Source organism: Pigmentibacter sp. JX0631 (assembly GCF_029873255.1).
GTDB lineage: Bacteria > Bdellovibrionota_B > Oligoflexia > Silvanigrellales > Silvanigrellaceae > Silvanigrella.
Genome location: NZ_CP123622.1, coordinates 611,945 through 637,572, shown reverse-complemented (window position 1 = coordinate 637,572; position 25,628 = coordinate 611,945). Strand labels below are relative to the sequence as shown.

General features: G+C 25.6%; 18 protein-coding genes. 5 read left to right on the top strand and 13 right to left on the bottom strand.

The genetic code is table 11. From position 1 onward, the window contains the following. Positions 1 to 4 precede the first annotated feature (4 nt). Both QEJ31_RS02655 and QEJ31_RS02650 read right to left on the bottom strand, forming a co-directional pair. Entirely contained in the window at positions 5 to 3,667 is a 3,663-nt protein-coding gene (locus QEJ31_RS02655; RefSeq protein ID WP_280592247.1) for a TcdA/TcdB pore-forming domain-containing protein, read from the bottom strand. 37 nt (positions 3,668 to 3,704) lie between these two features. Continuing rightward, entirely contained in the window at positions 3,705 to 4,859 is a 1,155-nt protein-coding gene (locus QEJ31_RS02650) for a hypothetical protein (RefSeq protein ID WP_280592246.1), read from the bottom strand. 379 nt (positions 4,860 to 5,238) lie between these two features. Here QEJ31_RS02650 and QEJ31_RS02645 point away from each other — a divergent pair, with 379 nt between their 5' ends. After that, on the top strand, positions 5,239 to 5,817 hold the full coding sequence (locus QEJ31_RS02645; protein WP_280592245.1) for a lipocalin family protein: 579 nt from the start codon (positions 5,239 to 5,241) through the stop codon (positions 5,815 to 5,817). A 296-nt stretch (positions 5,818 to 6,113) separates the two neighbouring features. Further along, positions 6,114 to 6,662, top strand: a complete 549-nt coding sequence (locus QEJ31_RS02640) for a hypothetical protein (protein ID WP_280592244.1) — start codon at positions 6,114 to 6,116, stop codon at positions 6,660 to 6,662. A 51-nt stretch (positions 6,663 to 6,713) separates the two neighbouring features. On the opposite strand, the gene QEJ31_RS02635 is transcribed toward QEJ31_RS02640, so the two are convergent. From QEJ31_RS02635 to QEJ31_RS02605, 7 genes are all read right to left on the bottom strand, one after another. Continuing rightward, positions 6,714 to 7,436, bottom strand: coding sequence for an alpha/beta fold hydrolase (locus QEJ31_RS02635; protein ID WP_280592243.1), 723 nt, complete (start codon positions 7,434 to 7,436; stop codon positions 6,714 to 6,716). 93 nt (positions 7,437 to 7,529) lie between these two features. Next, positions 7,530 to 8,303 carry a GNAT family N-acetyltransferase gene (locus QEJ31_RS02630; RefSeq protein ID WP_280592242.1) on the bottom strand — a complete coding sequence of 258 codons (774 nt, stop codon included), beginning with the start codon at positions 8,301 to 8,303 and terminating at the stop codon, positions 7,530 to 7,532. A gap of 213 nt (positions 8,304 to 8,516) precedes the next feature. Further along, the gene (locus QEJ31_RS02625) at positions 8,517 to 9,929 is read right to left on the bottom strand and encodes an alpha/beta fold hydrolase (protein ID WP_280592241.1); all 1,413 of its coding nucleotides are present in this window, start codon (positions 9,927 to 9,929) and stop codon (positions 8,517 to 8,519) included. Positions 9,930 to 10,320: 391 nt separating this feature from the next. Further along, complete coding sequence (locus QEJ31_RS02620) at positions 10,321 to 10,623, bottom strand: hypothetical protein (RefSeq protein ID WP_280592240.1); 303 nt, start codon at positions 10,621 to 10,623, stop codon at positions 10,321 to 10,323. A 130-nt stretch (positions 10,624 to 10,753) separates the two neighbouring features. Next, positions 10,754 to 12,973, bottom strand: a complete 2,220-nt coding sequence (locus QEJ31_RS02615; protein WP_280592239.1) for a hypothetical protein — start codon at positions 12,971 to 12,973, stop codon at positions 10,754 to 10,756. A 120-nt stretch (positions 12,974 to 13,093) separates the two neighbouring features. Then, complete coding sequence (locus QEJ31_RS02610; RefSeq protein WP_280592238.1) at positions 13,094 to 14,452, bottom strand: hypothetical protein; 1,359 nt, start codon at positions 14,450 to 14,452, stop codon at positions 13,094 to 13,096. 312 nt (positions 14,453 to 14,764) lie between these two features. Beyond that, positions 14,765 to 15,712, bottom strand: a complete 948-nt coding sequence (locus QEJ31_RS02605) for a hypothetical protein (protein ID WP_280592237.1) — start codon at positions 15,710 to 15,712, stop codon at positions 14,765 to 14,767. Between the two features lie 541 nt (positions 15,713 to 16,253). Here QEJ31_RS02605 and QEJ31_RS02600 point away from each other — a divergent pair. The 3 genes from QEJ31_RS02600 to QEJ31_RS02590 all read left to right on the top strand — a co-directional run bounded on the left by QEJ31_RS02600 (position 16,254) and on the right by QEJ31_RS02590 (position 18,287). Continuing rightward, positions 16,254 to 16,922: a hypothetical protein gene (locus QEJ31_RS02600; protein WP_280592236.1), complete on the top strand. Its 669-nt coding sequence runs from the start codon at positions 16,254 to 16,256 to the stop codon at positions 16,920 to 16,922. A gap of 1 nt (position 16,923) precedes the next feature. After that, positions 16,924 to 17,535, top strand: a complete 612-nt coding sequence (locus QEJ31_RS02595) for a hypothetical protein (protein WP_280592235.1) — start codon at positions 16,924 to 16,926, stop codon at positions 17,533 to 17,535. A gap of 284 nt (positions 17,536 to 17,819) precedes the next feature. Beyond that, complete coding sequence (locus tag QEJ31_RS02590) at positions 17,820 to 18,287, top strand: hypothetical protein (RefSeq protein WP_280592234.1); 468 nt, start codon at positions 17,820 to 17,822, stop codon at positions 18,285 to 18,287. Positions 18,288 to 18,297: 10 nt separating this feature from the next. On the opposite strand, the gene QEJ31_RS02585 is transcribed toward QEJ31_RS02590, so the two are convergent. Genes QEJ31_RS02585 through QEJ31_RS02570 form a run of 4 tightly spaced genes read right to left on the bottom strand, consistent with a single transcriptional unit; the run spans position 18,298 to position 25,628 of the window. Beyond that, on the bottom strand, positions 18,298 to 20,961 hold the full coding sequence (locus QEJ31_RS02585; RefSeq protein WP_280592233.1) for an SGNH/GDSL hydrolase family protein: 2,664 nt from the start codon (positions 20,959 to 20,961) through the stop codon (positions 18,298 to 18,300). Continuing rightward, entirely contained in the window at positions 20,951 to 22,624 is a 1,674-nt protein-coding gene (locus QEJ31_RS02580) for a hypothetical protein (RefSeq protein ID WP_280592232.1), read from the bottom strand. The genes QEJ31_RS02585 and QEJ31_RS02580 overlap by 11 nt, the downstream gene beginning before the upstream one ends. Next, positions 22,609 to 24,252 (bottom strand): hypothetical protein, encoded by a 1,644-nt coding sequence (locus QEJ31_RS02575; protein ID WP_280592231.1) that lies wholly within the window; start codon positions 24,250 to 24,252, stop codon positions 22,609 to 22,611. Before QEJ31_RS02575 ends, QEJ31_RS02580 begins: the two co-directional genes overlap by 16 nt. 17 nt (positions 24,253 to 24,269) lie before the next feature. Next, the gene (locus QEJ31_RS02570) at positions 24,270 to 25,628 is read right to left on the bottom strand and encodes a hypothetical protein (protein WP_280592230.1); all 1,359 of its coding nucleotides are present in this window, start codon (positions 25,626 to 25,628) and stop codon (positions 24,270 to 24,272) included.

The window sequence follows — 25,628 nt, the reverse complement described above, 5'->3', positions numbered from 1 at the left end:
ATTCCTACAACTTAACATAATAAAAACTATGTGTCCCATCTTTTGCAAAAATTTCTTGGATAGGAATTAAGTAGTATCCATCAAATTTTTTGCCTTTTGTTTTATATAAAGTTAAATGATTCTCAGTTTTTAATATATATTTAATATTTTTTATTTCATCAGCTGGTAACATATAAAATAAGTCAGCTATATTTCCCTGTGAAACTTTATTGAAGCTAGTATCAAGTTTGTCATACTGTAAGTCCTTTTTTAAGAAATAAACAGCATTTTCTTGTTTGTTATTATAGACAAATGCACCTAGTAAAGATGTCGCATAAGGCTTTTCGAGTTTCTTTTCAATACCGTAATTTTTTGCATTTGAGTTTTGCGTACCTGAAATTGCTCTTAAAATATTACCTTCTGAATCAATAAAGCGCACATCGCTTAAAAACGCACTATTATTAGCCGCTGAAGGATTAAATTGGTTAGGGAGTTCACCAAATGCAAGCAGCTTCTGATTTGTCGTATATGGAGGATTTAAACTAATCCAATCACCGGCGCCCCAATTTTCATATCCAGTTCCTTCAAACAAGTATTTACCTGTTAAAAATTCAATTTGTTTAAAGGATGATTGAGAATCATCTAATATTAGAGTCTTTTTAGTTTGTGAACTATATGTTGAAATATAATTTATATTACTGCTATTTATATCTTTGCCTATTTTGCAAAGGGTTATTTTTAAATTTTCAAGCATTGAATTAGAAGAGCCACCTAAATTTTGGCAACGTTCTTCCTCAATTTTATTTGCTGAATTATGAATGTCATTTAGTAATAGAGCAATTTTTTTTGTATTCTGCAAATTTTTGAGCGAGTCAGCTGAATCAGGTTCAAGAACCCATTCGTATTTTATATTAGATACTAATTTAATTTCACCAGACTGCAAGGTAATTTTAAAATTGCTTGGATTCAGATAATTTTTATCGATACTAAAATACTTATTTTTTTCTTTATCAAAAAAGTAAAAAATATTTGGATTTTTTTGCGACTCACCAATAGGAATTTTATTGTCTGCATATAAATAAAATTGTTTGCTATTCTTGTCATACTTAGCATAATCTTTTTCGTTTATAACTAAGCTTATAACGTTTTCATTTGTTTTAATAGAATTTAATAAATCAGATATTTTTACTCCTAAATTATCTAATAATAAATCCTTTTTCACAGCTGAAATATTGATTTGATTATTTTCATTTAATTTGTATATATAATTTTTTGAATAAAATAGTAAATTATCTTTAGAATGAACTCTTCCAAGAATATTGAAATCTTCAGCGTCTGTACCACTTTTTATGTATGAATTTTCTTGCAAGTCATAAAAAGCTGTTTCTTTACTACTTGTTGAATATTCTTTGTAATTGTTTATTTTTAAATATCTTAGATCATTTGGAATATTTCTTCTTATTTGATTGATAAAATTATTCAATTCATATTTTGAACTAAAATTACTATAATCAAGATTAACTTTAACTGCAGTTAAAGAATTTACTCCATTTCCATTTACTAAGTAAGTAATTCCAAATTTATCATGAATATAAATTTTTGCGGGTTTTTTTCCAGGGAATGAAATTGTTAAATTTTTCTGTTGTTTATTAAAATAAGTCAAAGAGAGCTTTTTATCACTTTCAAGAAATTCTGAATTTATTATGTTATGATCTATATGAAAATGCCAATTATCTTTTTCTTGCGATATTATACTATACTTTGTATCGCCATTTAAGTGGAGATGAAATTCATTATCTTTTTGTGAATTTTCAGCAAGAACTTCAAAATTATAATTTATCTTATTTATAGCACGATCATGGACATGCGGAGAGACAAAGTGAATTCCAGAATTATTTGAATTTAATTTTATTTTTATATCTGTATTTTGATAATCAAACTTTAATTCAGAAATTGCTTTATCACCTGCCCCTCGCATTACGCTATAATCAAAAATAAATTTTGCATTCATTTGAATTTTTCGTGCAGCATTCATTTCTGCATCATAGCGATATGTAATCCAAGGAGCATACATGTCATGTCTGTAGGTAATCAATCTTTGCGCCTGATTCGGTAAAATAATTTTTTGAATATTATCAAGGCTAAATTCTTTTTCTTTAGGTAACTGTAATGCCTCTCTAAATTTAACATAAACTTTAGAAGATGTAATAAGTTCTGGATTTGGAGCAAAAGGGTGATAGTAAATTGCATCAGGATCATGTCTTGATATTGGATATGAAATATGATCTCCAAAAGTAATTTTGTAACTACCTTGTTTAGTTAAATCTATTTCTTGGAAGACAACATCAAGTTGTTCTTTCTTATAAGTATTATCATTTCTTTTCAAGTATTTAGTAGCTAAAGAAATAGTTTTATTATTGGAATTTGGGACAAATGTATCAGAATTTAAGACTTTATTATGATCTTCTTCATAAAATCTAAAGTAATTTGCATTATTCAATGCAACATCAATATTATCTCCAGCGACTTGAGCATATGAGCTAAATCCAACTGCGAGACCACCAAAAATTTCACCAATTCCACTTAAAAATATACCTGCTGTAGTTTCACCAAGTGCCATTCCCCCTAAAATAAATGCACTGGAAGTTGAATCAAAACCGAATTGAGTTCTGTAACGAGTTAATTCTGCATTTGTTTTGGAATGTGTTAACTCAAAGTAATCATATGCAAGATTTAAGAAATTTAAACCGGTATTAATTTTAGCTGTATAGTTAGAAAATGTTCTGAATATATTAAATTTATTTAACCCATTACTTCTTATTATTTCTACAATATGCGCAGTTTTAAGACCACTATCTACAACATCCAAACTTAATTGCAGCAAATTTGTGTATACTTGTGCTTTTATAACTTTCCTTAGAGTTGGATTTGAATCATCTTCTCCTTGCCCTGAATTCTCACTATTGAAATAATCCACAACATTTTTTAATAAAAATGCGTGCGATAAACCAATTGATGGCTGCGAGACGTTAAAATGATCAGTATGATTTACTTTTCTGTAAAACTGATTTGAATGATTTTCGATAAATTCTTTAAAATTTTTAATATTTTTAAGTTCTTTATCATTAATTGATTTATAGTATTTATTTTCATTTTGTGTATTAAGTATTTCAATACTGCTTTCATCTTCATTTAATGAATCAAGTAAGAAAAATTCATCTTTATTTTTAATTAATTTATTATATGTTTTTTCAAACAAAGAGGCTTGATACTTTGATTCTGTTTCTATTCTATTTTTGTTAATTTCAATTTCATCTTGTAATGTTTTTGTTAGATCAAGTAAATGTTTATTTTCTGCTAAATTCTTATATTTACTTTTTACTGTTTCCAAGTGTTCTAATATTTTTTTAGATAAATCATACTTTAAAAAAATATCTTCTTCGCTTAAGGAGTATAAGTAATTTAATTCAAAATTTAGTTTATATAATTCACCATCAGATAGTTGATTAAAAAACTCTTCTTTCTCTGAAAATAGTCCTCCACAACTTCCGTTTGCGTTAAAACTTCTTGTAAGCTCTTTTTTGTTCTCATCTTCAATACTTTGAGTTCTTTTTTCACAACTCAAGATAAAAATAAAAGATATTGATAACATCAATTTATTTTTAGTAAAAAATACTTTTTCCAGCATCATTTCCCTCAATTTTTAAAAATTTAAAATTCGTTTTTTAGTATTTAGTCTTATAAACTTCCATCTGGAGTTCTTTATCTAAAGTATAAATTTCTAATTTAATATTTGGTCTTAAAGCATCAAATAGTACATAAGCATTATTACAGGAAGGACAGGTTTCTAGTGAGGTATAAATTTTTAAGGTACCTCTTACATCCTGATTTAAATCGTATAATTTAAGGGATTTAAATTTTGCTAAATAATTTCTATGCTCATTAAGTAAGTCATTTGCACTTCTTGTTCTTTGTGAAGGTGGAGTAAGATCCAATAATTTTTCTAATATTTTTGCTTCGGCATCTGAAAATCTAGTTTGATTTCCATTTTCAGCGTGTCCTTCGTGAATGTTTTGTACTTGAGCCTTATGATCTAATAGAGAAAATGTATTTAACGTTTTGTTAAAAGTATCTATCATTTTTTTATAGTTATCTTCCATTAATCTTATAAATTTATTTTTTAAATCAGGCTTATTTTCATTTTTGTAACTAATGATATAATTGTCTATTTTTTTCTCTAAAGAATCTATACTTTCGCTAGAACCACTTATTTCTTTGTAATACTTATCAGCCAATTGTTGATCAATTGGTTTAAAATAGGATAATTTTCTCTCATTCTCAGGTTTAACATTTGCAAAATGAGTATTCTCATTTTGTGGATTTTCAATATGATACTCTCCACTAATAGAGTAAATTTCAAATTTCACATCATTGCTATTTTCTTCTATAAATTTTGCATAAGAAAAAACTTTTGGATCTTCTTTAGCTATAAGATCATTAAATCGTTTTCCATAATTAGCTTCAATTTCAGAATTTTGATGTTGTAAATTATGGAGAATTAAAGCCTCTTTTTTTTCAATTTTTTCAATATCGTTTGTTTGCTGACCATTATTTCTTAAATTTCTTGCTTCACTTATTTGATTTGAAACTTTATTTCTTATTTTTGTAATTGCTTGTTTAAAAATATTAAATACTTCATCAGGATTTTGTGAAGAATCTTTCACTTTAATGACATTGTTCTCCTTTGATAATTTATGTTCTTTGAGTGTAACGTTTGTAATGGGACATGTGTATGTTGCATGTCCCTTTGAAATTACAAAAGATTGAGAAAAAATAAACAGTGTATACAATTTTATGTATTTATAAGTCTTTTTTTTCATTTTGACCTTTCATGATTATGGAATAAATAAATAATTACATAAAAATAGCCCGTCCCTATTTTTATCCAGTATTGAAGATTTTTGTAATTATTATAGTTGCTTAATATTTTCTTTGGACGAAAATATCATGAAATACAGAAAACATAAAAATGAAATTTCTTCAATTTATATATAATTTTAAATTATTAAAAATATATTTGGAATTATAGTAAATTCGGATAAATAATATTTTTTGGACGGTTAAATTTTTTTTATTACTATGTACTATCACGGTATAGTAAAATTTTCTATTTTACTTCATATAATTTTACAATAAAATGTGAATAGGGTATAAAGGTTCTTATTAACCCTTTAAATTTAACATTTGGAAGATATTAAAATGAAAAAAATATTCATCATAATTTCTAGTTTACTTTATGCTTGTACATCCTATGCAAATAGTAACAATGTTGCATCACAAAATTCAATGTGTCGGATTGAAAGTAATGGCTTTACAGGATCTGGATGTAATCTTGATCTTCCTAGGTACTTGGGGAAATGGTATGAGCAAGCGCGTTTGCCAACTTTTTTTCAAAAGGACTGTAATTCTTCCTCTGCTGAATACTCTATGAAGGAAGATGGGAATGTAAAAGTTCTCAATACCTGTTTTAAAAGTGACGGATCAATAAAAGATATTACTGGTAAAGCAAAGGTAGATCCGAAAGATCTCAGCGGTCGAAGTTTACTTGTGAGTTTTAATTGGGTCACTGATATTGTTAACTTTTTTAAAGGAGTTAATTATTATGTGTATTTTGTTGATGATTCCTATAAATATGCAGTCGTTGGAACACCTAAAAAAGATATGCTTTGGATTTTGACTCGTGATGAAATGGTTGATTCTGAAACTCTTCAAAAATTGCTTGATATAGCAAAGCAAAATGGGTTTAATTTAAGTACTTTAGTTTATGATGTTAGATAAGTTATTAAAATAATTAGTTTAAAGCAATAGTATTTAATAAAGCTTTTCAAGTTTGAAACTTTAAATTTTTTGTTCAAATTTTTTCAATTTTTAAATTATTATGTAAAAGTTAAAATAATCAATATGTAAAAATATTTTTAAAAAATTATTCGGTATTCTATAGATATTTTTTAATCCTTATTAATTAAGCAATTTTAATTTGACACAAAAAAAAATTAATGTTTTATCTGAATAAACAAAAATTACAAATATTTTTGTTTATTCAGATAAAAATCATTTATTTAAGGAAATAAAATATGAATAAAAATTTCAAAAAAACAGTAATAAGTTTTGTGTTTTTATCAATTCTTACACCACAAATTTCATCTGCAAAAGAAACAACTAAATTTGTATTTTGTGCGACTAAAGAAGCAAAATGGAATTGGCTTAAAGATGGTTGTGGAAATATAATTACTGTAAAAGGAATTGAGAGCTTTTCATTACAAAAAACCGAAAAAACAAATTATTACCAAGAAAAGCAAAGAAAAGTAAAATATTTCAAAGTAACTGAAAATGATCCAGAAAATGTAATAAAAGAATTTCAATTAAATTGTATAAATCAATTTGGAGCGGAATATAAATTAGCACAACCTGCCGCAAACATATTTTCACCATGGTATCCATTTGGATTAAGCGACGATAAAATTGCACCTGGAATATTCATTTTAAGAGAGTCTTTAAATTTGCTTGGAATACCAATTTCAACAATAGGAGTTAATAGCAGCGATAGTTATATGAATTTAGATCAACTATGGCATGAAGCGCATTTCTCACAAGATTCATGGAAACTGAATCCACCATTTTAAGTTAACAACTCTTTGACAGAATAAATAAATCTTGCAAAATAATTAATTAACTTAAACCTGAAAATTATGCAAAATACTTTTAAACTCTTGAGGGTTTTCCCAAGGTACTCGATGTCCAGCATTTGGAATAATTTGTAATGCAATATTTTTATTCAATTCTTGCATTTCATAAGCAATATTCACATATTTTGGATCTTTTTCACCTGCTAACCAGAGAATAGGAATATTTAATAACTTAATTTTATTTCGAAGATTTTCCTGTTTACCTAATGAATAATTTTTTAACATTTTAGAAATTTCTGCTTTGCAAAAGGTATTTTCTTTTCTATTTATTGAGAATTGCGAGTTAGAAAAGACACTTTGAGAATTCCATGCTTTAATAACATTTTCCCATTTTTCATTTTTAAAACGATTTGCCCATTCATTATCTGTTTTAATTCTTATTTTTTTCTCATGCTCATTTATTAGTCCTGGATTTGCTGAAATTATAATTGCTGCATTCCAAAAATTACTACTTGCAAGAGAATGTAATGCAAGCCTTCCTCCTAAAGAATAACCAACTAAGATATTTTTTTTAGTATTTTTTTCTTTGGAAATATGAGAATTAAAATTGTTGACCCATGAATCAAAGTGAGTTTTATCATTTTGCTTTTTAGGTTGCATGTAATCAGCTATTGAATGAAAAAAGAATGAATGATTTATTAAATCATCATTAAAAATGCTCCAATCATTAGGAGAGCCTAAAAAACCATGGAGAAAGTGGATACTATTCATAGAATACCATAATTTTTATAGTCGTAAAAAATTTACTAAATTTATAAAATTTAGTTGATATAACTAAATAACAAATTTTTCAGGGAAAGTAAATTATCGCTTATATTCATAACATTCATAATTTCCAAGACGTGCAAATCCTAATTTTGTATACAGGGATAGGGCGGCGTGTGATGAAGCTGTTAAAAAAATATGGGAGGAACCATAATTTTTGGCATAGTTCATTAAAAAAATCATTAATTTAAATGCATACCCTTTTTTTTGAAAACTTTCTCCTGTTAAAACATCAAAAATTCCACAATAATTCTTATAAAAAAACAAGGAGGCAATACAAACTGGTTTCTCTTCTAGAATTAAGCAAAAAAAGCGAAAAGGTTGTGAATTGCTATTTATTTCGTTTAAAACATTTAGATAATAATCTCGTACTAAAGGATCATAGACTTCAAGTACACTAATAAATTTTAGCATATCTTGCTCATTTTTTACTTCTATAATGCTTAATGAATTGTAACTAATATCACTTACTTTTAAGAACTTAAGGTCAAAATGCATTCCTATTTCATTAGCTTCTTTGACAAAACCTAAATTATTAAATATTTTCTCAGGAATTGTTGGAAATGTGTTCGGCCCTATCCATAGTGCAAAAGGAAGCGGGTTAAAAATATTTACAATTTTTGAAAGTTCATTTTCAATACTTTCCTGCATAATCCCTTTTATCCAGACGATGTTAAACATAGAAGTTTTAAATGGAGATTTGCAAATAAAGTATTGATCATTTTCATATGTAGAGCATTTACTAAGTTTACTTGGAATAAAAAGCAATTTGTTTTTGATTGTATTTTCACTTTTGCTGATCAATGCTTCCATTTTATTTATCTCTTTTATAATCTTTGTGAAGAAAATTTCTTTAAAATTAGATGCTAAATATATTTATTTTGATAATACATTTTAATAAAATTATATGTATTCATTAACACTTCACAAAATTATATTATTTAATAAAAAAAACAATAATTTATTATAACAAAATTCATCTCATAAATTATTTTATTTTAGGATAGGTATTTTTGATCAAATATCTTAGTATGAATAAGATTTCTCAATTAAATTAGCATTTTCTTCACACAAGGTGTAGTTATTGGGAAGAATGTCATTATTTAAGTAGTTAAGAACTTTTTCTTTAATGCATGGTCTATTAAACACTCCATGCCCAGGTTCTTTGCTTATTAGCAATCTTCCAAATGGGATTTGATTGAGTAAATTTTCGGCATTTCCTTTTGGAGTCCGAGCATCAGCTTCAGAATTTAAAATTAATACCTTTTGGTTAGGATTTATACTATACCTTTTTATTTCATTTGAACTGGTCTTATTCCAGTTAGAACAGAAAAAACTAAGTCTAAATTCTGACATAATTTCAGCAAAATTTGGGAAAATATTTTTGCTAAGAATTTTTAAATTAGTATATTTTTCAAAAGTAAATTCTTCTTTTGCTCTATCTAGGCAATTTGTTAAGAATACAAGAGAATAGTTGATTGAAATTTTCTCGTTTTTTATTTCATTTTTATTTTTCAAAAATAAGGAAAGATTTTCTAGATCACTAAAATTTAATAACTGATTTAAAACATAAATTTTTAGCATTTCTTTAGTAACAATGTTTTTATCTATAAAATAAAAGTCACTGGAAAAAAAATCGTTGATATATTGTTCTATATCTGGCTCAGAATTTAAAGCGCATTTTTTACTATTTTTACACCAACTGATAAACTTGTTGTAAATATTTTTGGTCTCTAGCGTTTCAAATTTAAGCCTCTCTTCAATTGGTATTGTTTGATCGATGACTGAATCTAATATTAATTTATCAATACTATTAGGAAATATTTCTGCATATGTTGCACCTAAATGTGTTCCATAAGAGACACCCAGATAGTTTATTTTTTTTAAATTTAAAGCTTTTCTTACGGCTTCTAAATCGTAAGCAGCATGTTTTGTATCAATATAATCAATAATTTCTCCGCTTAAACTATAGCATGATTTAATATATTCTAAACTTTGTTTTTTTATTTTTTCAAATTGATCTTTATTGTTAGCTATAATTGAGGAAGGAAATATATCGTCGTTACATTTTACTTCATTGTAGCCCCTAGGATTTACAGCAATAATATCATAATTTTTTGCAAAATCAGTCTCTAATAATCCTTTTCCAATTTCAATTGCAGAACCACCAGGACCTCCTGGATTAAAAAATAATGTCTGATTATTTGGATTGTTTTCTTTTGAAGTTATTTTCATAAATCTTATATTTATTTTTTTGCTATTTTCATCATTCCAGTTCATGGGAACTGTTATATTAGCGCAGCTAATTCGTAATGAATTGGTACTTTTATCGCACTGGCCCCAATTTATTTCATTTGTATTTTTATCACTTGTCTCGTTTTTTTTGCAACTAGAAATAAACATAAGTAGGAAAAGCAGTTTTGAAATTTTAACTTTCATAAATATGACCTTTAAATTTAAATTGTTGTAATTAAAAAATTCCACAGTTACAAACTTTTTGTTAATAAAAGACTAATTTATTTTATTGAAAACTCTTAAGTAGTGAGAAAAGAGTATTGTTACTTTTTCTTCCTGAACAAACATTTTTTTAAGCCAAATTTTTAAAAAAATCTATATTGAAGAAAAAATATTTAATTATATCTTTCGGAAAAAACTAAAAACTCGAAAAAATCAAAATAATTAAAGAATGTTTAAAATAGCAGGAAAAAAATGGTGTTTTTTTCTAATCTTAGTATTCATTAATTTTGAGCAAAATTAATTGTTTTAAAACAAATTATGAAAAATATTTACTCATAAAAATATATATAATAAATTAAATAAATTTAGACATTTATTCGCATTTAAATGTGTATTGATAACGTATTATGGGGACAGTTTTAGCGCTTGTGGAATTATTATTTTTGTCACTTTCCACAGTCGTTTTGGTTCCTTCAGCAACTCTAATCATTTTGATTAAACTAGCTTTTTTCTTGCAGTAAATGTCTGCCTCTTTTTGATATTCTTCTTTCGTATCCCATTCCTCACCCATAAAAGTAACAGTGTTTTTTTCTTTATCAAATCCTATAACTTTTATTGTTTGAAAATGAATGCAACTAGTTATAAAAAAGACAAAAAAAACGCATAAATACTTCATCTTACTCTCCTAATAAAGCTCTTACTCTATAAAACAACTTGTTATAATAAAAAATTTTTATAATGCAAGAAATTTTCTATTTGATAATACATGAAAAAGTGCATTTTATAAAGAAAGGATATTTTGTCTTTTAGTAATTAGATAATTGCAAAAGATTTGTCTTTTTATTGGTATAAAACTGATTCAGCATTTCATCTTGAAGGGCTTCCATGATTTGATTTTGTATCACTGTATTAATAGGAGTTTCTTTAGTTTTATTAAGAAAACCAACACGAATATTTTTTGCAACAAGTTGTGGGGCTTCTGTATCAAGCATAAAAACATAACTGAAGTAAATAGGATCTTTTAGTTTTTTAAGGTTGTTTGTTTCTACCCCAATTTTTTCATATTGATCAATATAAAATAGGATCATAAAATCATACTTATTTTTCCCAATTTTTTGAATGTAAATATACTTTTTACTCAATCCTATCAAAACATTATGATTTATATTAAAGTGTGCTACTAGTAGGTGTCCTAAACCAAAAAAATGTGTCTGGTTACATACTCCTAAACAAAAATCTAGAAATTTTACATCTTGGCATTGAGTTGCTTTTGCAAAGTGAGTTTGTAATTCTTGAATATTTGGTACTTTAGTGCTTGGTGTAGGAGTTTTTCCAATACACTCAATTGAATAATTAGGAGTATATTTACCGTCAATTCTTCCTGAAAGGTATCTTTCATTATAGATTATGGCCTGGCGGTTCCAATCAGTTAGCGTTGTTTTAATATCTAAATCGAAACTTTCAAAAAGTTTATCAATTATGTTAGACTGTTTTTCTGACAACTCTTTGTTTTTAAAATATTTTGAAAATGGAATTCTATGATTTACTTTGCAAACATTATTATATACTTCAAGAAATATTGTAGTTATTGTTTTTTGACTTAGGGAATCTTTTCTTTCATTTTTGCTATTAAAGAAATCTAATACATAATCTGATAATTTATCAGTACCTAAACCAATTTCTAAAGTGTTTAATTGCTTATTGGCTAAATTATTAAATCGTGTTAAGTAATTAATTAAGAAAAAAACAAAAAATGATTTATTTTGAATTTGTAAATTATTTGACTTTATTTTAAAAATAAACTCAGAAAATTTTGAAAAAAATGCAGTAACAGTATTTGTAATTCCTTCAGCATCCGCAGAATATGTAAGTGATTCATTACAGAATGTTATTATTGCTTTTTGCTCACTAGATAGGAAAAATGTTTTTAGTGTTTGTATATATTCTTTGTATGAATAAGCAGATTGTTTTATAACAGTAAATAATGTAGAGGATAATAACTCTTCATTCCCTATTGTAATATTTTTATCTTTTATAGGAAGAAATATTCTAAATGAACAGTAGTTGTCTCCATTTTTTTTGAATATTTTTTCTAGTATGTTTTTTAATTTAGGAAGTTCAGAACCTGATAACTCAGTTATTCCTTGATTAGGATGATAAAAGCATAACTGCATTTTTTTAAATTTATGATATACAAATAAGCCATAATTTAATTTTGAATTATTTACTTCATTTAAAAAATAAAAGTAGCATCCTTTTTTATCTATACTATATTGTCTTATATCTTTTTCTAATTCATTATAGAAAGTAAATTCTTTTTGAAAGTGGCAATAACTCGTTTGGATGGTTATATTTTGATCTTGTATAGAACCATATAAGGCGTGTGTACAACGGAGCAAGTAAGCAGAAGCTCTATCCACACCTTCTAACTCTGATTCATCATCAGAAGAAAAAAAGGTATCTAATAGTTCCGAACCATTTCTGTTTTTTAGAATAGCATCTAGATTTGTTAAGTCATTTGATTGTCCAAGAGTGTCGTAGCTAGAAAGCAATGATTTTAGATCCGGGGTAAACTTGCCAAGAGTGTCTTCATTAAACTTTTGAAACCGCCTTTGTTCATAAGAAATTTCATCACGCATAGTGTTACTAATTTCGCAACCTTGTTTTTCTAATTCCGACATTTTATTAGTCATTTGGATTAGTTTTTGCTGCATTTCTTTTGCAGGACGCATTAGATCTGTTGAAATATAGCTATTTTTCACAACTGTACAATTTATTTCCTGTAAGTTAACTAAATAATTTTGAAATTCCTTACAGTTATCTTCAAAGTATGTTTTGAAAAAAGAGAGATCTCCAGTTTGATAAAAATCTTCCTTAATAAATTTAAAAAATAATATAACAAAAGAATAACTAGGAGATTCAATCCAATTCATGAATTTATCTTGATTAAATTGATTATTTTTGCTCAGTGAGTTAATTTTTAACTCAGATTTCTCTAAATTTTTAATTTTTAGGTAATTTGGCATTTTTTATAATAATCCTAGTGTAATATATTTTAAATTATAATTTACATAACAAGTTTATGTAAATTATAATTTAAAATATAAAATAAGAAATTTTAATTCAAGCTTATTTTCTTTTTTTCTTTAAAGAGAGCTTGAAATGCCAGCAAGGATAGCTAGTGAGTACCAGGAAACACTTGGATAAGTTCCTTGAGCTGCTAAATCAGAATTATAATATTGGGCAGAAGAGGTTTTTTGATAAACAGTAGTTAAACTGTATGTCGTTTTATTTTCATTAGTGTAAGCTAATCCAGTAGATAAACCTAGAAAGTCTGCATTGATAATTTGTTCAGATGAAGAACTAGAGCCAGCGAAATTATTTGTAAATAAACCTAATCGAATTGCAAATTGATCTAGTATTTTGAATTCATTACCTAAAGCATAATTAAAAATAGGTTTTAAACTGAGCTTATCAACTGAAGAATGCATTCCCGTAATGTAACTTGAATCAAAAGAAAATAAAATATTTTTTGTTGCGTTATATGCTATGCCTAAAGTAAAGCGAATTGGCATTATTTTAACAATAGTATTATTTGTATCGGTACTAATTTGGTTTGAGTAAAGATTTGTTAAATTAATTGGTCCTGTATAAGGCGTGCCATCTGAATTTAGGACGTACAAACTATTTATATACTGTCCGGAAAAATTTTGCATAATTGGGAATTTAAAATTTGCTCCGAATCCAGTAGATAAATTATCAGTTATTTTATATAAAATACCTAGATTAAAGTTTATTCCTCTAATATAATAACTAATATTACTAGTGAAATCTTGTTCATTGTATAAATTTAATGCAGTATATGGTCCAACTTGTAGATAATTCATACTTAATTCATCTTGTTGGATATTGAAAATACCTAATGCAATACCTAAACCTAAATCTTTGTTTATTAATTTAGACAACGAAATTTGATAATCAGATTCATTCCCTGTTTCTCTACTATTTGCAATAAACCGTGCTATTGGTATATTATTAAGAAAACTTCGAGAATTAAAATAAAGTTTAGTATTCACATTCGTATGGTCTGGAACATAAACTGCTACACCAAAAAAATACTCTTCATCAAATAAAGTAAATTTATTCGTAAAGCCAAAAAAACCACTTATTATATCTGAATTTTTAATTTCATATTGATAATCAGTTATCCCATAAATAGAATTTATTTTAATATCTTCTATAAAATATCCTATTGTGGATAAACTAATTTCCGTGTCTCTTGCAAAAGCAACTCCACCAGGGTTGTAGTATATACCAGAAGGATCATTGGATATTGCAGTATATGCACCACCCATTCCAGCAGCTCTTTCACCAATTAAAAATGAATTATGGTGTTGCCAATCTGCTAGGGAATAATTAAATTTAAAAATTAAAAATACTATACAAAGATAAAATGTTGTATAAATAGGAAGTCTAATTAGATTTAAAAATTTAGATAAACACATTTCAATTGTTTCATAACTTAGAATATTTATTTAGTAATATAGTTGGTTTAGATAATTTAATATTTAGGAATTATTTTTAGTGCTGTAATTTTGACATTGCTAAGTTAAACATTGCTCCAGACAAAAAATGGAAAAAATTATTACTAAAACAATTAAAAAATATGATTTCAATAAAAATAGAATTGAGGTAAGTTATTGTGAATATTTGGTCTAATATAGTTATAAAATATATAAATAAATGATTGGATATTTTAAAATAAAGTAATAATAAATATTAAACTCACTAAAGATAATTTAAAAAATATTCATTTGTTATAGTTTGGATAATTCTCCTTTTATTATTTTATATATAGTTAAGCAAGCTAAAAATACTATCACTCCAGTAGCAAAGATTAATGCAGTTCTTGTTAATAAAGCAAAATAAAAATTTTGATTGAAATAAAATGATTTTTCACATGCATTGACAAATGCAGCAATCGGAAAACCAACTGCCCACCATGTTAGCATAAAAGGACAACAATCTTTAATAAGTAAAATTTTTCCTATAATTACTAGCAATAGAAAAATACTAATACTAAATAGTGCATGAGAAAAAAAATCGTAATTATGGTAAATATCTAAATAACCAGATAAACCTACGGTAAATGGTGCTGTTAATATAAAAAATGAAGGCTGTAGTTTAAAAGGAATGGGTTCAATAAAAACAATTCTATAAAGGATTAAAGTGAAGAAAACAAAACCAAATATAAGGCCAATACCCGTAAAAAAAAGCGTAGTGTAGTGAAAATTTAATTTAATACCAGACACCGCTACATCCAAAGTACCTACAATCGGAATCATCCAGCCAGGATTTAAGGTACTAATGGGATGAGAACTATTAAGCCATTTATAAAAACAGTAGTATGCTAGAATAGATATTAAGATTAATCCTATGATCCAACAGCATAGACTTAGCGTATAATTAATTTCAAAAAATGAATTTGAAAGAAGTAAAAAACTAATTGGAATTGTTCCATAAAAATTTAATGTGACAGGATTACTAAATTCAGCAAGGACATTTTCTTTGGCAATAAAATATTTTATTAGATAACTGATTAAAAGTATAATTATAGTAAGAGTTGCTATAATAACAAAAAAATAGCTTATGTGAAAATTATATTGATAGTAAGATTCTTCTTGTTTCCAAGCAATTGATAAACCAGAAAGACTCATTACGGCACCAAATAAACTAACAGGAATTTTTTCAATACTTTTTCGCATAGATTTTCCTTTAAAAATTAAGGTAAATTAAATTTCATTTTAAGTATTATTGTAATTTAATTTTTAAATAGTTTGCGTCAAATTTTTTATATCGATTGACTACATATCAGAAATTTTCAATTGGGCAAAACGCCTATAAAATATGAATTACAATGTTACCAGTTCAATAAAGATCTTGAAGTATTTAGACAAAAAAATGCATTATATTTATTTTAATTAATGATTAAAATAAAGTTTAAATTTTATAATATTTATTCCATCTATTTTCTGTTTCTTTATAGTATTAGAATGAATATGTTAATTTTATTTGATTATGTGATAATTATTTTACAACATAAATGATGACATTCTAATTTCCCTGTTTTTAAAGCAAAATATTTTACTTAATTTAATCATTTAGTTATTTTAAGTAAGTTAATTTAATTGTATAACAGTCAAATAATGTTAAGAAAATTTTTTTGCTCAGTAATTTGATTTTTTTTTATAAGGTATTAAGTTTTGACTCTCTATTTACTTAGCTTTCTTATTCCAGGGAGGAACTTTGAGAACGAAAACAATATTTTTTAATATAATTACAGGCATTTTTGTATTTACTTCTTGCCGTTTGCATTTTGACGAAGGCGAGACGAAAACTAAAGAAAATCAATCATATAAAGAAGAATTTAAAATTGAGAAAAATTCTTCCCCTGAAATAAAGTATCCAGATAAAGTCTTTAAAGCGTACGAACCTCTTTTTTATAGAACTTCTTTTAAGTTAAATCCTATGGCAATTAAAGAATGGAATCATGATTTAAGTTTTTTTACAATAAAAAATAATGGTTTTGAATATTTAAAAGTAGATAATGTGAATTTAATATATTTTCCCCCCATTTTTTATTACAACACTGAGGAAAAATTAGATTTGGAAGTAGAAATAGAATTGGCTTCTAAATACCATATTAATAAACAAAGACATTATATTTATTTGGAAGTTGAAAATAATTATAATATTATTTATAGAGAACCAGTTGCAATGGAAGAAATAGTGGGTAGTTTTTCTGGTAATCACCCAACTGAATTTAAAAAATACACAATAAAAATTAGCGATCTACCTTATGCTTATAACTTAATGCCAAAAATATATACTGAAGATAATATAGAAAATATAAAAAATGAATTATTTATTAAGAATATTTCTTATTTTATTAAAACCAAAAAGAAAGTTAATTAAAATGCTAAAAATTAAATTTTTAATTTCTATTTACTGTTTTCTAATTTCAATTAATAGTTTTTCTGTTCCGCTTCAAATTTCTATAACAGAAAAAAATAAGACACTATTTAAAAATAGTAATTTAAATTCAAAAGAAAATATTTGTAATTTATTACTAGGAAAAATAAAAAGTAATACAATTTTTTTCCAAAATGTTTTTTATGATGCATATAGTATTCATGAAATTAATAAAATACCAACAGAATTTAGATATGGTATTCATACACACAATACAATTTCTGAAAGTTGTGTCCAAGAAACTGAAAAAAAAGTAAAGTTTAGTGTAGAAAGAATTAATCCACCAGTAGTAATAAAAAATGATAGTAGCTTTCAATTGCCTAAATTTGATATATATTTTGAAATTATTGACGGTTATTGGGAAATTACGCATGTTGAATCGGGAAATTGTTTTTCTTTATTATCTGAAACTTTAAAATATCGTTACTCTCAGTTGTCGGAAAAATACAAGACAGTTGTGGGATATGATACTCAATTCAAAAATGTAGAAAAAGATTCTTGTCCAGCTCATGCAAAAGCAGTAATGGAACATTTTATTCAGCTTCTTAAAAATTAAATTCAATTTGATTTTATAATTAACAAACTTAAAAATATTTCTTTCAATAGTTATTATATAACAACTAATTATTATTTTTTAATAGCATTATTAATTTTTAATTACCTCATTTCATAAAAATAAAAGTTCAATATATTTCCCATTTCAATTTTAATATTTTTATATTTTATCAAATAATAATGAATGAATTATAAGTGAAAAATATAGAAAAATAGTTTACAATTAGTATAAATTAGGATAAAAAATTGAATCATTAAATAAACAATATATCAGAGGTCTTCTTTATGCTAAAACTATTGTCGGTTTCAACTCTTTTAGTTTCATCTTATTCTTTTGCAGCTTCAATCATTCCTTATATTGGGCCAGTATTAATAAAAACAACAAATTCTGGATTTGTACTGCCTTTTTATAGTACTTCGACAAAATGTGAAATTTATAAAAACTCAATGTTTAGTAATAAAGTAGTCATTACTACAACGGCTGGTAATATTCAAAATGAATATACAAAAGAAGTAAAAATATCTGGTGACTTAGAAAAAACTATAGCTGATTCTCAAAGAGGACCTTTCATGCGTGAAATGGCACCAGTAGATGGGCCAGGAGTTGTTTATTTAGCGAGAAAAGCAAATCCAAATGGCAGCTATGAAGAAGTGATATTATTAAATGATAATGGTGGAGATGGAACAAAGGTTACTAATAAATCTAATGAAGCAATTACATTAAAAAACTTCATAGATATGAATTGTAAGTAATTTCTTAACATTAGTCATAATTTTTCCTTTCAAAAAGTCCTGAATCACAGAAAGCTCTTTGTTCTAAAAGAGTTTTCTTTGGTTTTTGAATCAAATGAAATTCAGCCAGTTTGGTTTGGATTGCATATGAGAGAAAACAATGAGTATAACTAGTAGGATGAACATTATCCCAAAAAATTGATTTTATATTGTAAATATTTTTAATTTCATCACAAAGATTTTGTTCTTTTAAATCATTTAAAAATGCTCTTAAACCAATAATATTCCATTTAAAGCAAGGTTTTTGCACGTATTTACTTTGATTCAGCAACGGATTTTGTATATCGCTATTTAATTCTGTTATTGCATAATTAAATTTTTTATCACTGAAAAAATCTACTCCATTGTATATATTTACAAAAAATTTATTAGGATCTATGAAATATATATTTAAATAATTGCTCTCAATAACTGCTGAGGCTAATTTTTCCTGTAAAAGAGTATTGTGATTATTAACTAGCTGTGACATTTTTTCTGAAAGAAGATTAGCTGAATGATATTTTCCTAAGCCAAAGTCGTAGTTTCCATTTAAAAGAAGTTCAGGAGTTAAACCTAAATCAGGTAGTCCTATAACTGCAATATGTCGGGCGCCAATATCTTTTAATTTTAAAATATTTTCATTTATGTTACTAACTACTTTTTCAGTAAAGCTGAAGTTTTCTGTATCAATAGTTTTCATATACAGTTTTTTATTTTCCATAAGTTCAAGATAATCGTTTCCACCTATCCATATTATAAAAAGTGTTTCATTTGGAGAGTGGATGTGACTGCTATCAAATTCAGAGTTATAGGTTACTAATGAATTTATATATTTATTTATTGAACTATTCATACTGCGAATAATTAAATTACGAAATCCTGTTGTTAAAAGCTGTGGAACTTGATATATACGCTCATTTATTTCTGATTTTACTTTTGCTCCGCCTACTGCGTAGTTTAATACAGGTAATTTTGTTTGAATGCTTAAATAGTCATTCCAAACTAAACCATTTGAAAATCTTCCTTTAAAATAAGGAAAACCTGGTAGAGAATCTTTTGTTGAGTGCAATAAATTTCCGTTATCTGATAAGCTGTCACCAAAAATAACTATTCTTTTTATACTATTATGGCTATTTAAAAAATAGAACTGAATTGGAAAGATTTTAACTTTTTTGTCATTATAAGAAACAACTTTAAAGTCATAGACTTTTTTTAAGAGCATAGCGTTACTATTTTTATTTTTTAAGTATAAAATTTTATTACAGCTATTTAGCATTTCTTCATAAGTATATTTTGTTTCTATAAAAAAACCATTTTCTTCATACCCATTTGGGCGAAAATAATCTGTCGTTGAATTTGCTTGCGGATCTACTCCAAAGTAAATAGTCTCTATAGAGTTTTCTTCAATTACTTTTAACAGATCTTTTTTGTTTGCTGAATCGCTCATTCTATATATATAACAAGCTAAAAAATATTCCTTATTTTTAGTTTTATTGCTCAATTTTTCTGTTACCCTAGTTGGTCCAATTGTTTCTTGAAAAGTACCATTCCCAAGTTGCCCTTGGAAGTTACTTCCCCAGCAGTAAATTGAGGTGTCACTGGTTAAAGCACATGTATGAAAACTTCCAGCACTGATTGATTGCACATTAATCAAATTTGGTACTTCTTTTGGTATATGATTCGTTATATCTCTTGTAAATTGTCCTAATTGAAATGATTTATTTAAATTCCCACCCCAGCAGTATACAAGATTTTCTGAATTTAAAGCACAGACATGGTTTTCACCTACTGTTATCATTAAAATATTTTCTAATTGTTTTATTTTTTGTGGCTCAGAATAGGATTTTTTTCCTAAATTTGGATCTGTTCCAATTTGTCCAAATTCGTTACTCCCCCAGCAATAAACGTTTCCTATTGAGTTTAAAGCACAAGTTGTATTTCCACCTGCAGATATTTGTCTTACATTATTTATATTACTCACTCTCACAACATCAGATTTTTTTGCATTTGTAAAAACATTTCCAAGCTGTCCATTGTCATTTTTTCCCCAGCAATAAATAATATTATCCTCTGACAAAGCGCAGGTATGATTTTCACCAGCTGAAATCTCTTTTATCTTTGGTAAATTAACAATTTTTAAAGGAAGTTTTTCTTTAGATTCAACATTTAATTCGGGAAATTGTGAAAATTGATTATCACCAAAGCAATAAACCTCACCACTTTTGTTTAATGCACATGTGTGATGCTCTCCGAGAGCCATTTGCGCAATATATTTTAAATTAAGCTTACTATTCAAATTAAATGTAAGTTTTGATTTATCGCTATCTTCAACAGAAACCTGATTAAAAGAATTTGCTCCCCAACAGTAAACCAAACCATTTTCAGTTACAGCACATGAATGATCTGAACCAGAGTATATTTTTGAAATATTTTTAATATTATTTATTTTTTTAGGAATGCTAGAATCAACTCCTGAGTCTCCAAGTTGAAAATAGTGATTATCACCCCAGCAATAAATTTCATTTAAATTCAATGCGCATGAATGCTGTTTGCCTAAAGAAATACTGGTATTGTGCGTAAATTCAGTGGGATAAATTTTTCCTTGAATTAAAGTTGAGAAAAAAAATAACAAAAAATATTTATATTTAGTTTTCATGATACTTGTCTTTCCAAACAATTATTTTTTTAATTTTCGATCCTTCATTCAGCGAGAGAAAAAATTCTGTATTGTCTCCACAAAGTGTTGGGGCGCTATTTATAAGAGAGGTTTTTTTATTGTAAATGACATCAAGTAAAGCAAATTCTTTATTCATAATTGCTTTTTTTATAGATTTTACTAAACCTTTTATAGGGAAAATAATATCCCATGGTTGTAAATTGTATCTTTTTGCATAATTTTTAAGACAATGAACTCTTATAAAATCTGAAGAAACTTCATATCCATTATCATCTAAAAAAACATACTTAACTGGTTTATTTATAATATAATTTAGGTTAACAGTACTTATGCTATGTTTTGTTCCATTTATTAATGTTACTATAGGTTCTAATTTAAACTCATAAACATCGGTAAAAATGTTATAATTTTCAGCCTGAAAATTTAAAGCTAAATTGCTTACTTCCTGATCACTATCCTTCTTTTTTCTAATTTCATCTATACATTCATAATAACTTTCATTTTTTTCGCAGTTGGCGGAAATATTTTCAATAAATTTTATATTATTTAAAGATTTATCTCGCATATATTCAATATATACTTTATCATTTTTTGATAAATAGTCGTAGTTTTTATGATTTATTATAAACTCTGTTCGATTTAGGATGTTTTTATTTTGGTTTTTTTCATCTTCTAATTTTTTGAAAAAGCTAAAAATAGAATTGCTAATTTTAAAAGAATTATTTATTAAATTATTATTACTATCTAAAATCGTAATTGATGAATAGGGAATTGTTTTTATACTTGTAGTTACATAATTTTCAATCGACTGCTCTTCTAATTGATTAACATAGTCTTGAGAAAAATATTGATAAATATTTTCAAAAATATCTAAGCAGTTTTTTATGCTATTTTTATTACAAGGTTTTGATTTTAAAATTTTTTGTAAATTTTTTGGATGACCTCCAAATTGAGCACCTGTAAGTTTTATTGAAAAATTGTATTTTTTTAAATTTTCAAAAAAAATAAAGTTTTCTTTTAAATCAAAAATATTAAAATTTCCGGTAAACGCCTGCTCAAATTTTAATTTTTCTTCTTTTGTGGAAAAGCTTAAAGAAGCATTTATAAATAAAAGTGAGGATAACTCTTGATTTTCAATAATTTCATTACCACATTCATCATAGAACATATTAATATTGGAAGCTGCTAAGTGAGTTGCATTATCGTTCAAGTAATAAATTTTTTCAATACTTTCAGAATTTAAGATATAATTTCCAAAAGTAATTTTTGAAATTAAAGATGTATTTATTGTCTTAGCATCATTTGTTAAACTTTTTTCAAATTCATCAATATTTTTCAATTTTACTACTTTGAAGTTTCCTGAATTATTGACTGTAAAATTATAAATTTCACTAAAATCATTTGCTGAAATATTATGAAAGTACTTAATATATGAACTTTTTACCTCATGAAATACGAAAGTGCTATTTTTCAGACAATTGTTTTTTAATTCATTTTTTATAGTATTTATACCATAACCAATATAAGAATTGTCGATTTTATTAGACTCATTTGATAAATTTAATATTGCAAAGGCATCAATAGAAAAAAATAAACTTATAAAAAATATTTTTTTTAAAAATGAAATTACATAATTTCCCATAATACAACCTTATTTATTTTAGAATTAACTTTAGAGGAAAAATAAATTTCTTGTGATCCTCCACAAATTGAGCTAAAATTTTGCGAACTAAAATTATGCTCATAGTCGTTTGAAAATTCTTTTATTTGTTTGAATGTTTTAGTAAATAGTTCACTAAAGTTAAAGGATAATAGTTTGTCCACTTTTCCAATTGGGCAAATAATCTTAATATTTTCATTTTCAACATGATGATGATTACTATCTAATAGAGAAATTTTAATTTTTGCATTGTTATTTAATATATCTTCACTTAGTCTTGAAATTTTGACTAATTTGTTCCCAAGAAATGAATCGTTTAATTCTAGAAAAAATGAACCTAAGTACTTATTCATTTTTAATTTTTTATAATTGCTAATTTTAGAATTTACATTCCCTAAATCTAAATCCACATTGTTTTTTAAACATTCTGTAAATTCATGTGACGTATCGCATTCATCATATATTTTATTTAATAGTTGGAAAAAATTATCATAATATTGCATCTCACTATAAAAAAGGTTTTTTTCATTATTCGACAAGTGCTTAAAATTTTCTGAATTAATTATTTTTTTTGTCTCTTCGTATTTTTTATATACTTCTAATTTTGTATTTGTTAAATTATCTGAAAATAATTTAAATTTTTCATTAAAGTTCTTCTCTATATTATTAAAAATTTCTCCTTCTTGTTTGCTAACTATACTTTTATACGGAGTTGTTTTAATATTTAGATGAATCCATTTACTTAAATCATTTTCATTCAATTGCTCTATATACTCTTTTGAAATGTAATTATTTATTTTACTAAAAATATCAATACAATTGTCTAAATTTGAAAAAAAACAATTGCTATTAAATATTGAATGTATTTTTTCAGCATCACCTCCAAGTTGAATTCCAGTCATACTAATTGATATATTGTTTTTTAAAGAACTAAAGTTTACGTCTATATTTTCTTTATTAGACAATTTAAAATATTCAAATACATTAAATTCTGTATTAAATTTACTTTCAAAAGCTTTTTTTGCAGATAAATCTGTAAAATGAAATTTGATGTTTAAAATAATATGCGAATGTAATTCATATGAATTTATAATTTCATTCCCACAGAGTTTTATAAATTCGCTACTATTATGCTTTAATAAATTTTTGTAGGTACTCGAAAGGACAGTAATACTAGATTTTTTTGGATCAATCGTAACTTTTCCTAGTTTTGTTGAGGAGATAATTGTTATAGAAGAACTTAATTCACTAGTTTCTAGGCTTTGGGTAAAGGATGGATTTAGTAGCAATTTAAAATCGTTTTTTTGATACTCACTATTTATGCTTATATTTATTTTTTTTAGTATTTCTTTTAAAGAATAATTTTGATTAAAGCTTATATGTGAAGACATGTCTTTTATAAATTTTAACGGTACATTTATTAAGCAATTATTTCTAATTCCATGTTCAATAGTACTATATCCTTTTCCAATTAAGCTGATGCTTTCTTCATTAAGTGAATTTGTAAAAGCATGATTTCTATTTAATGCATATTCATTTTTCTCCTCATTCTTTGCACAACCTAAATTTAAAAGTAGAAACAAAAGAATTTTAATAAAATTATTTTTCATAATTCACCTTTAAAAAGTTATTTTAAATGTCCATATAGGTAAACTGGAAATTGTTTGTGAAATGCGGGATCTATAAACAATTTATTATTTTGCATATCACTAATATAGTAATAGTTATCAAATTCATGACCTGAATACATTTTATTAAATTCTTTTTTGTATATTAAATAAGCTATTGCTATAGGAACCGAATATGAACTAGATACCATTTTTCCAGGAAGTGCTTCTGCACCTATGCCATGTGTAGAGAATAAAGGAGCATTTTCTCTAGCATAAAATTTCTTATTTTTATCTCTTTCTAAAGAAATTGGAAAGTTAATATAAACATCTGTGCAGTTTTGCGAATTCATATTTTTAATATTGTAATTATCATATGTGCCATTTTCAGGAATAATTTGATCAAACTCGCGAAAATATCCAACTCTAATTCTTCTTCTGTTTTCAATACAGTCTGAAAAATTTGTAGATACATCAAAACTTGTTGTGCTTGAGTTATTTGCTTGAACTAACAGGGCATCGTTATTTTCAAGTAATTTTTCGATATAATTATTGTAGAATGATTTATCAATGTAATCGATTAAAAGTGATTTGTGTTTACTTCTTATTAAATAGTTTTTAATAGTAGATCTATTAAGACCAAATGACATAGAAATGTAATTTATAGCATTTTTTTTGATATAGTAATTTAAGCTTTTCGCTTGATTTGTAAAATAATTATCAATTATGTTTTTTGCTTGGATTAAATCGTTTTCCATATCTACATGGCGCATTATTTTAGAAAAATTTTCATTATCACTGAAAGCTAAAATAAATTGACTTTTGGGACTGTTGTTAGCAATAAAATTAAAAATATAGTTACTATGGCCAATGTAACTTTCTTTAGTTGTATCTAAACTAAAAATTTCACCAATTATCTGTTCAGATTCATCTAATAGCTCTGCAGGTAAATTATTAAAAAATTCTAAATTAAGTAAGTCATGAAATATATATTTTGTATACTCGTTTATATTAATTCCAGTATCATCTATAATATAAGTACCATTTTCACTTTCTTTTAAGTACTCTAAGACTCTCTTTTTATATCTAGTTAATCCTGTAAATTTCATGCTGCTATCATCTATAATAAGAACTCTAAGACCTTTGCTTTCTTCTGTTTCTAAAGCAGAAATTGGTTTTATGTTTGTAACAGTGCAGCTTTTCCCTTTAATCCATTTCTTTTTATTGCAACTTTCTAAAACTTGATTTCCATATTTCATAATTATGTAGTTTAAAATTTTTGCAGAACATGTAAGTACTTTATCATTGCTTTTTGCATAAGTGATATTGCTTATAATTAGAGATATTATTATAGTTAAAATAAAATTTATTTTCAGCAT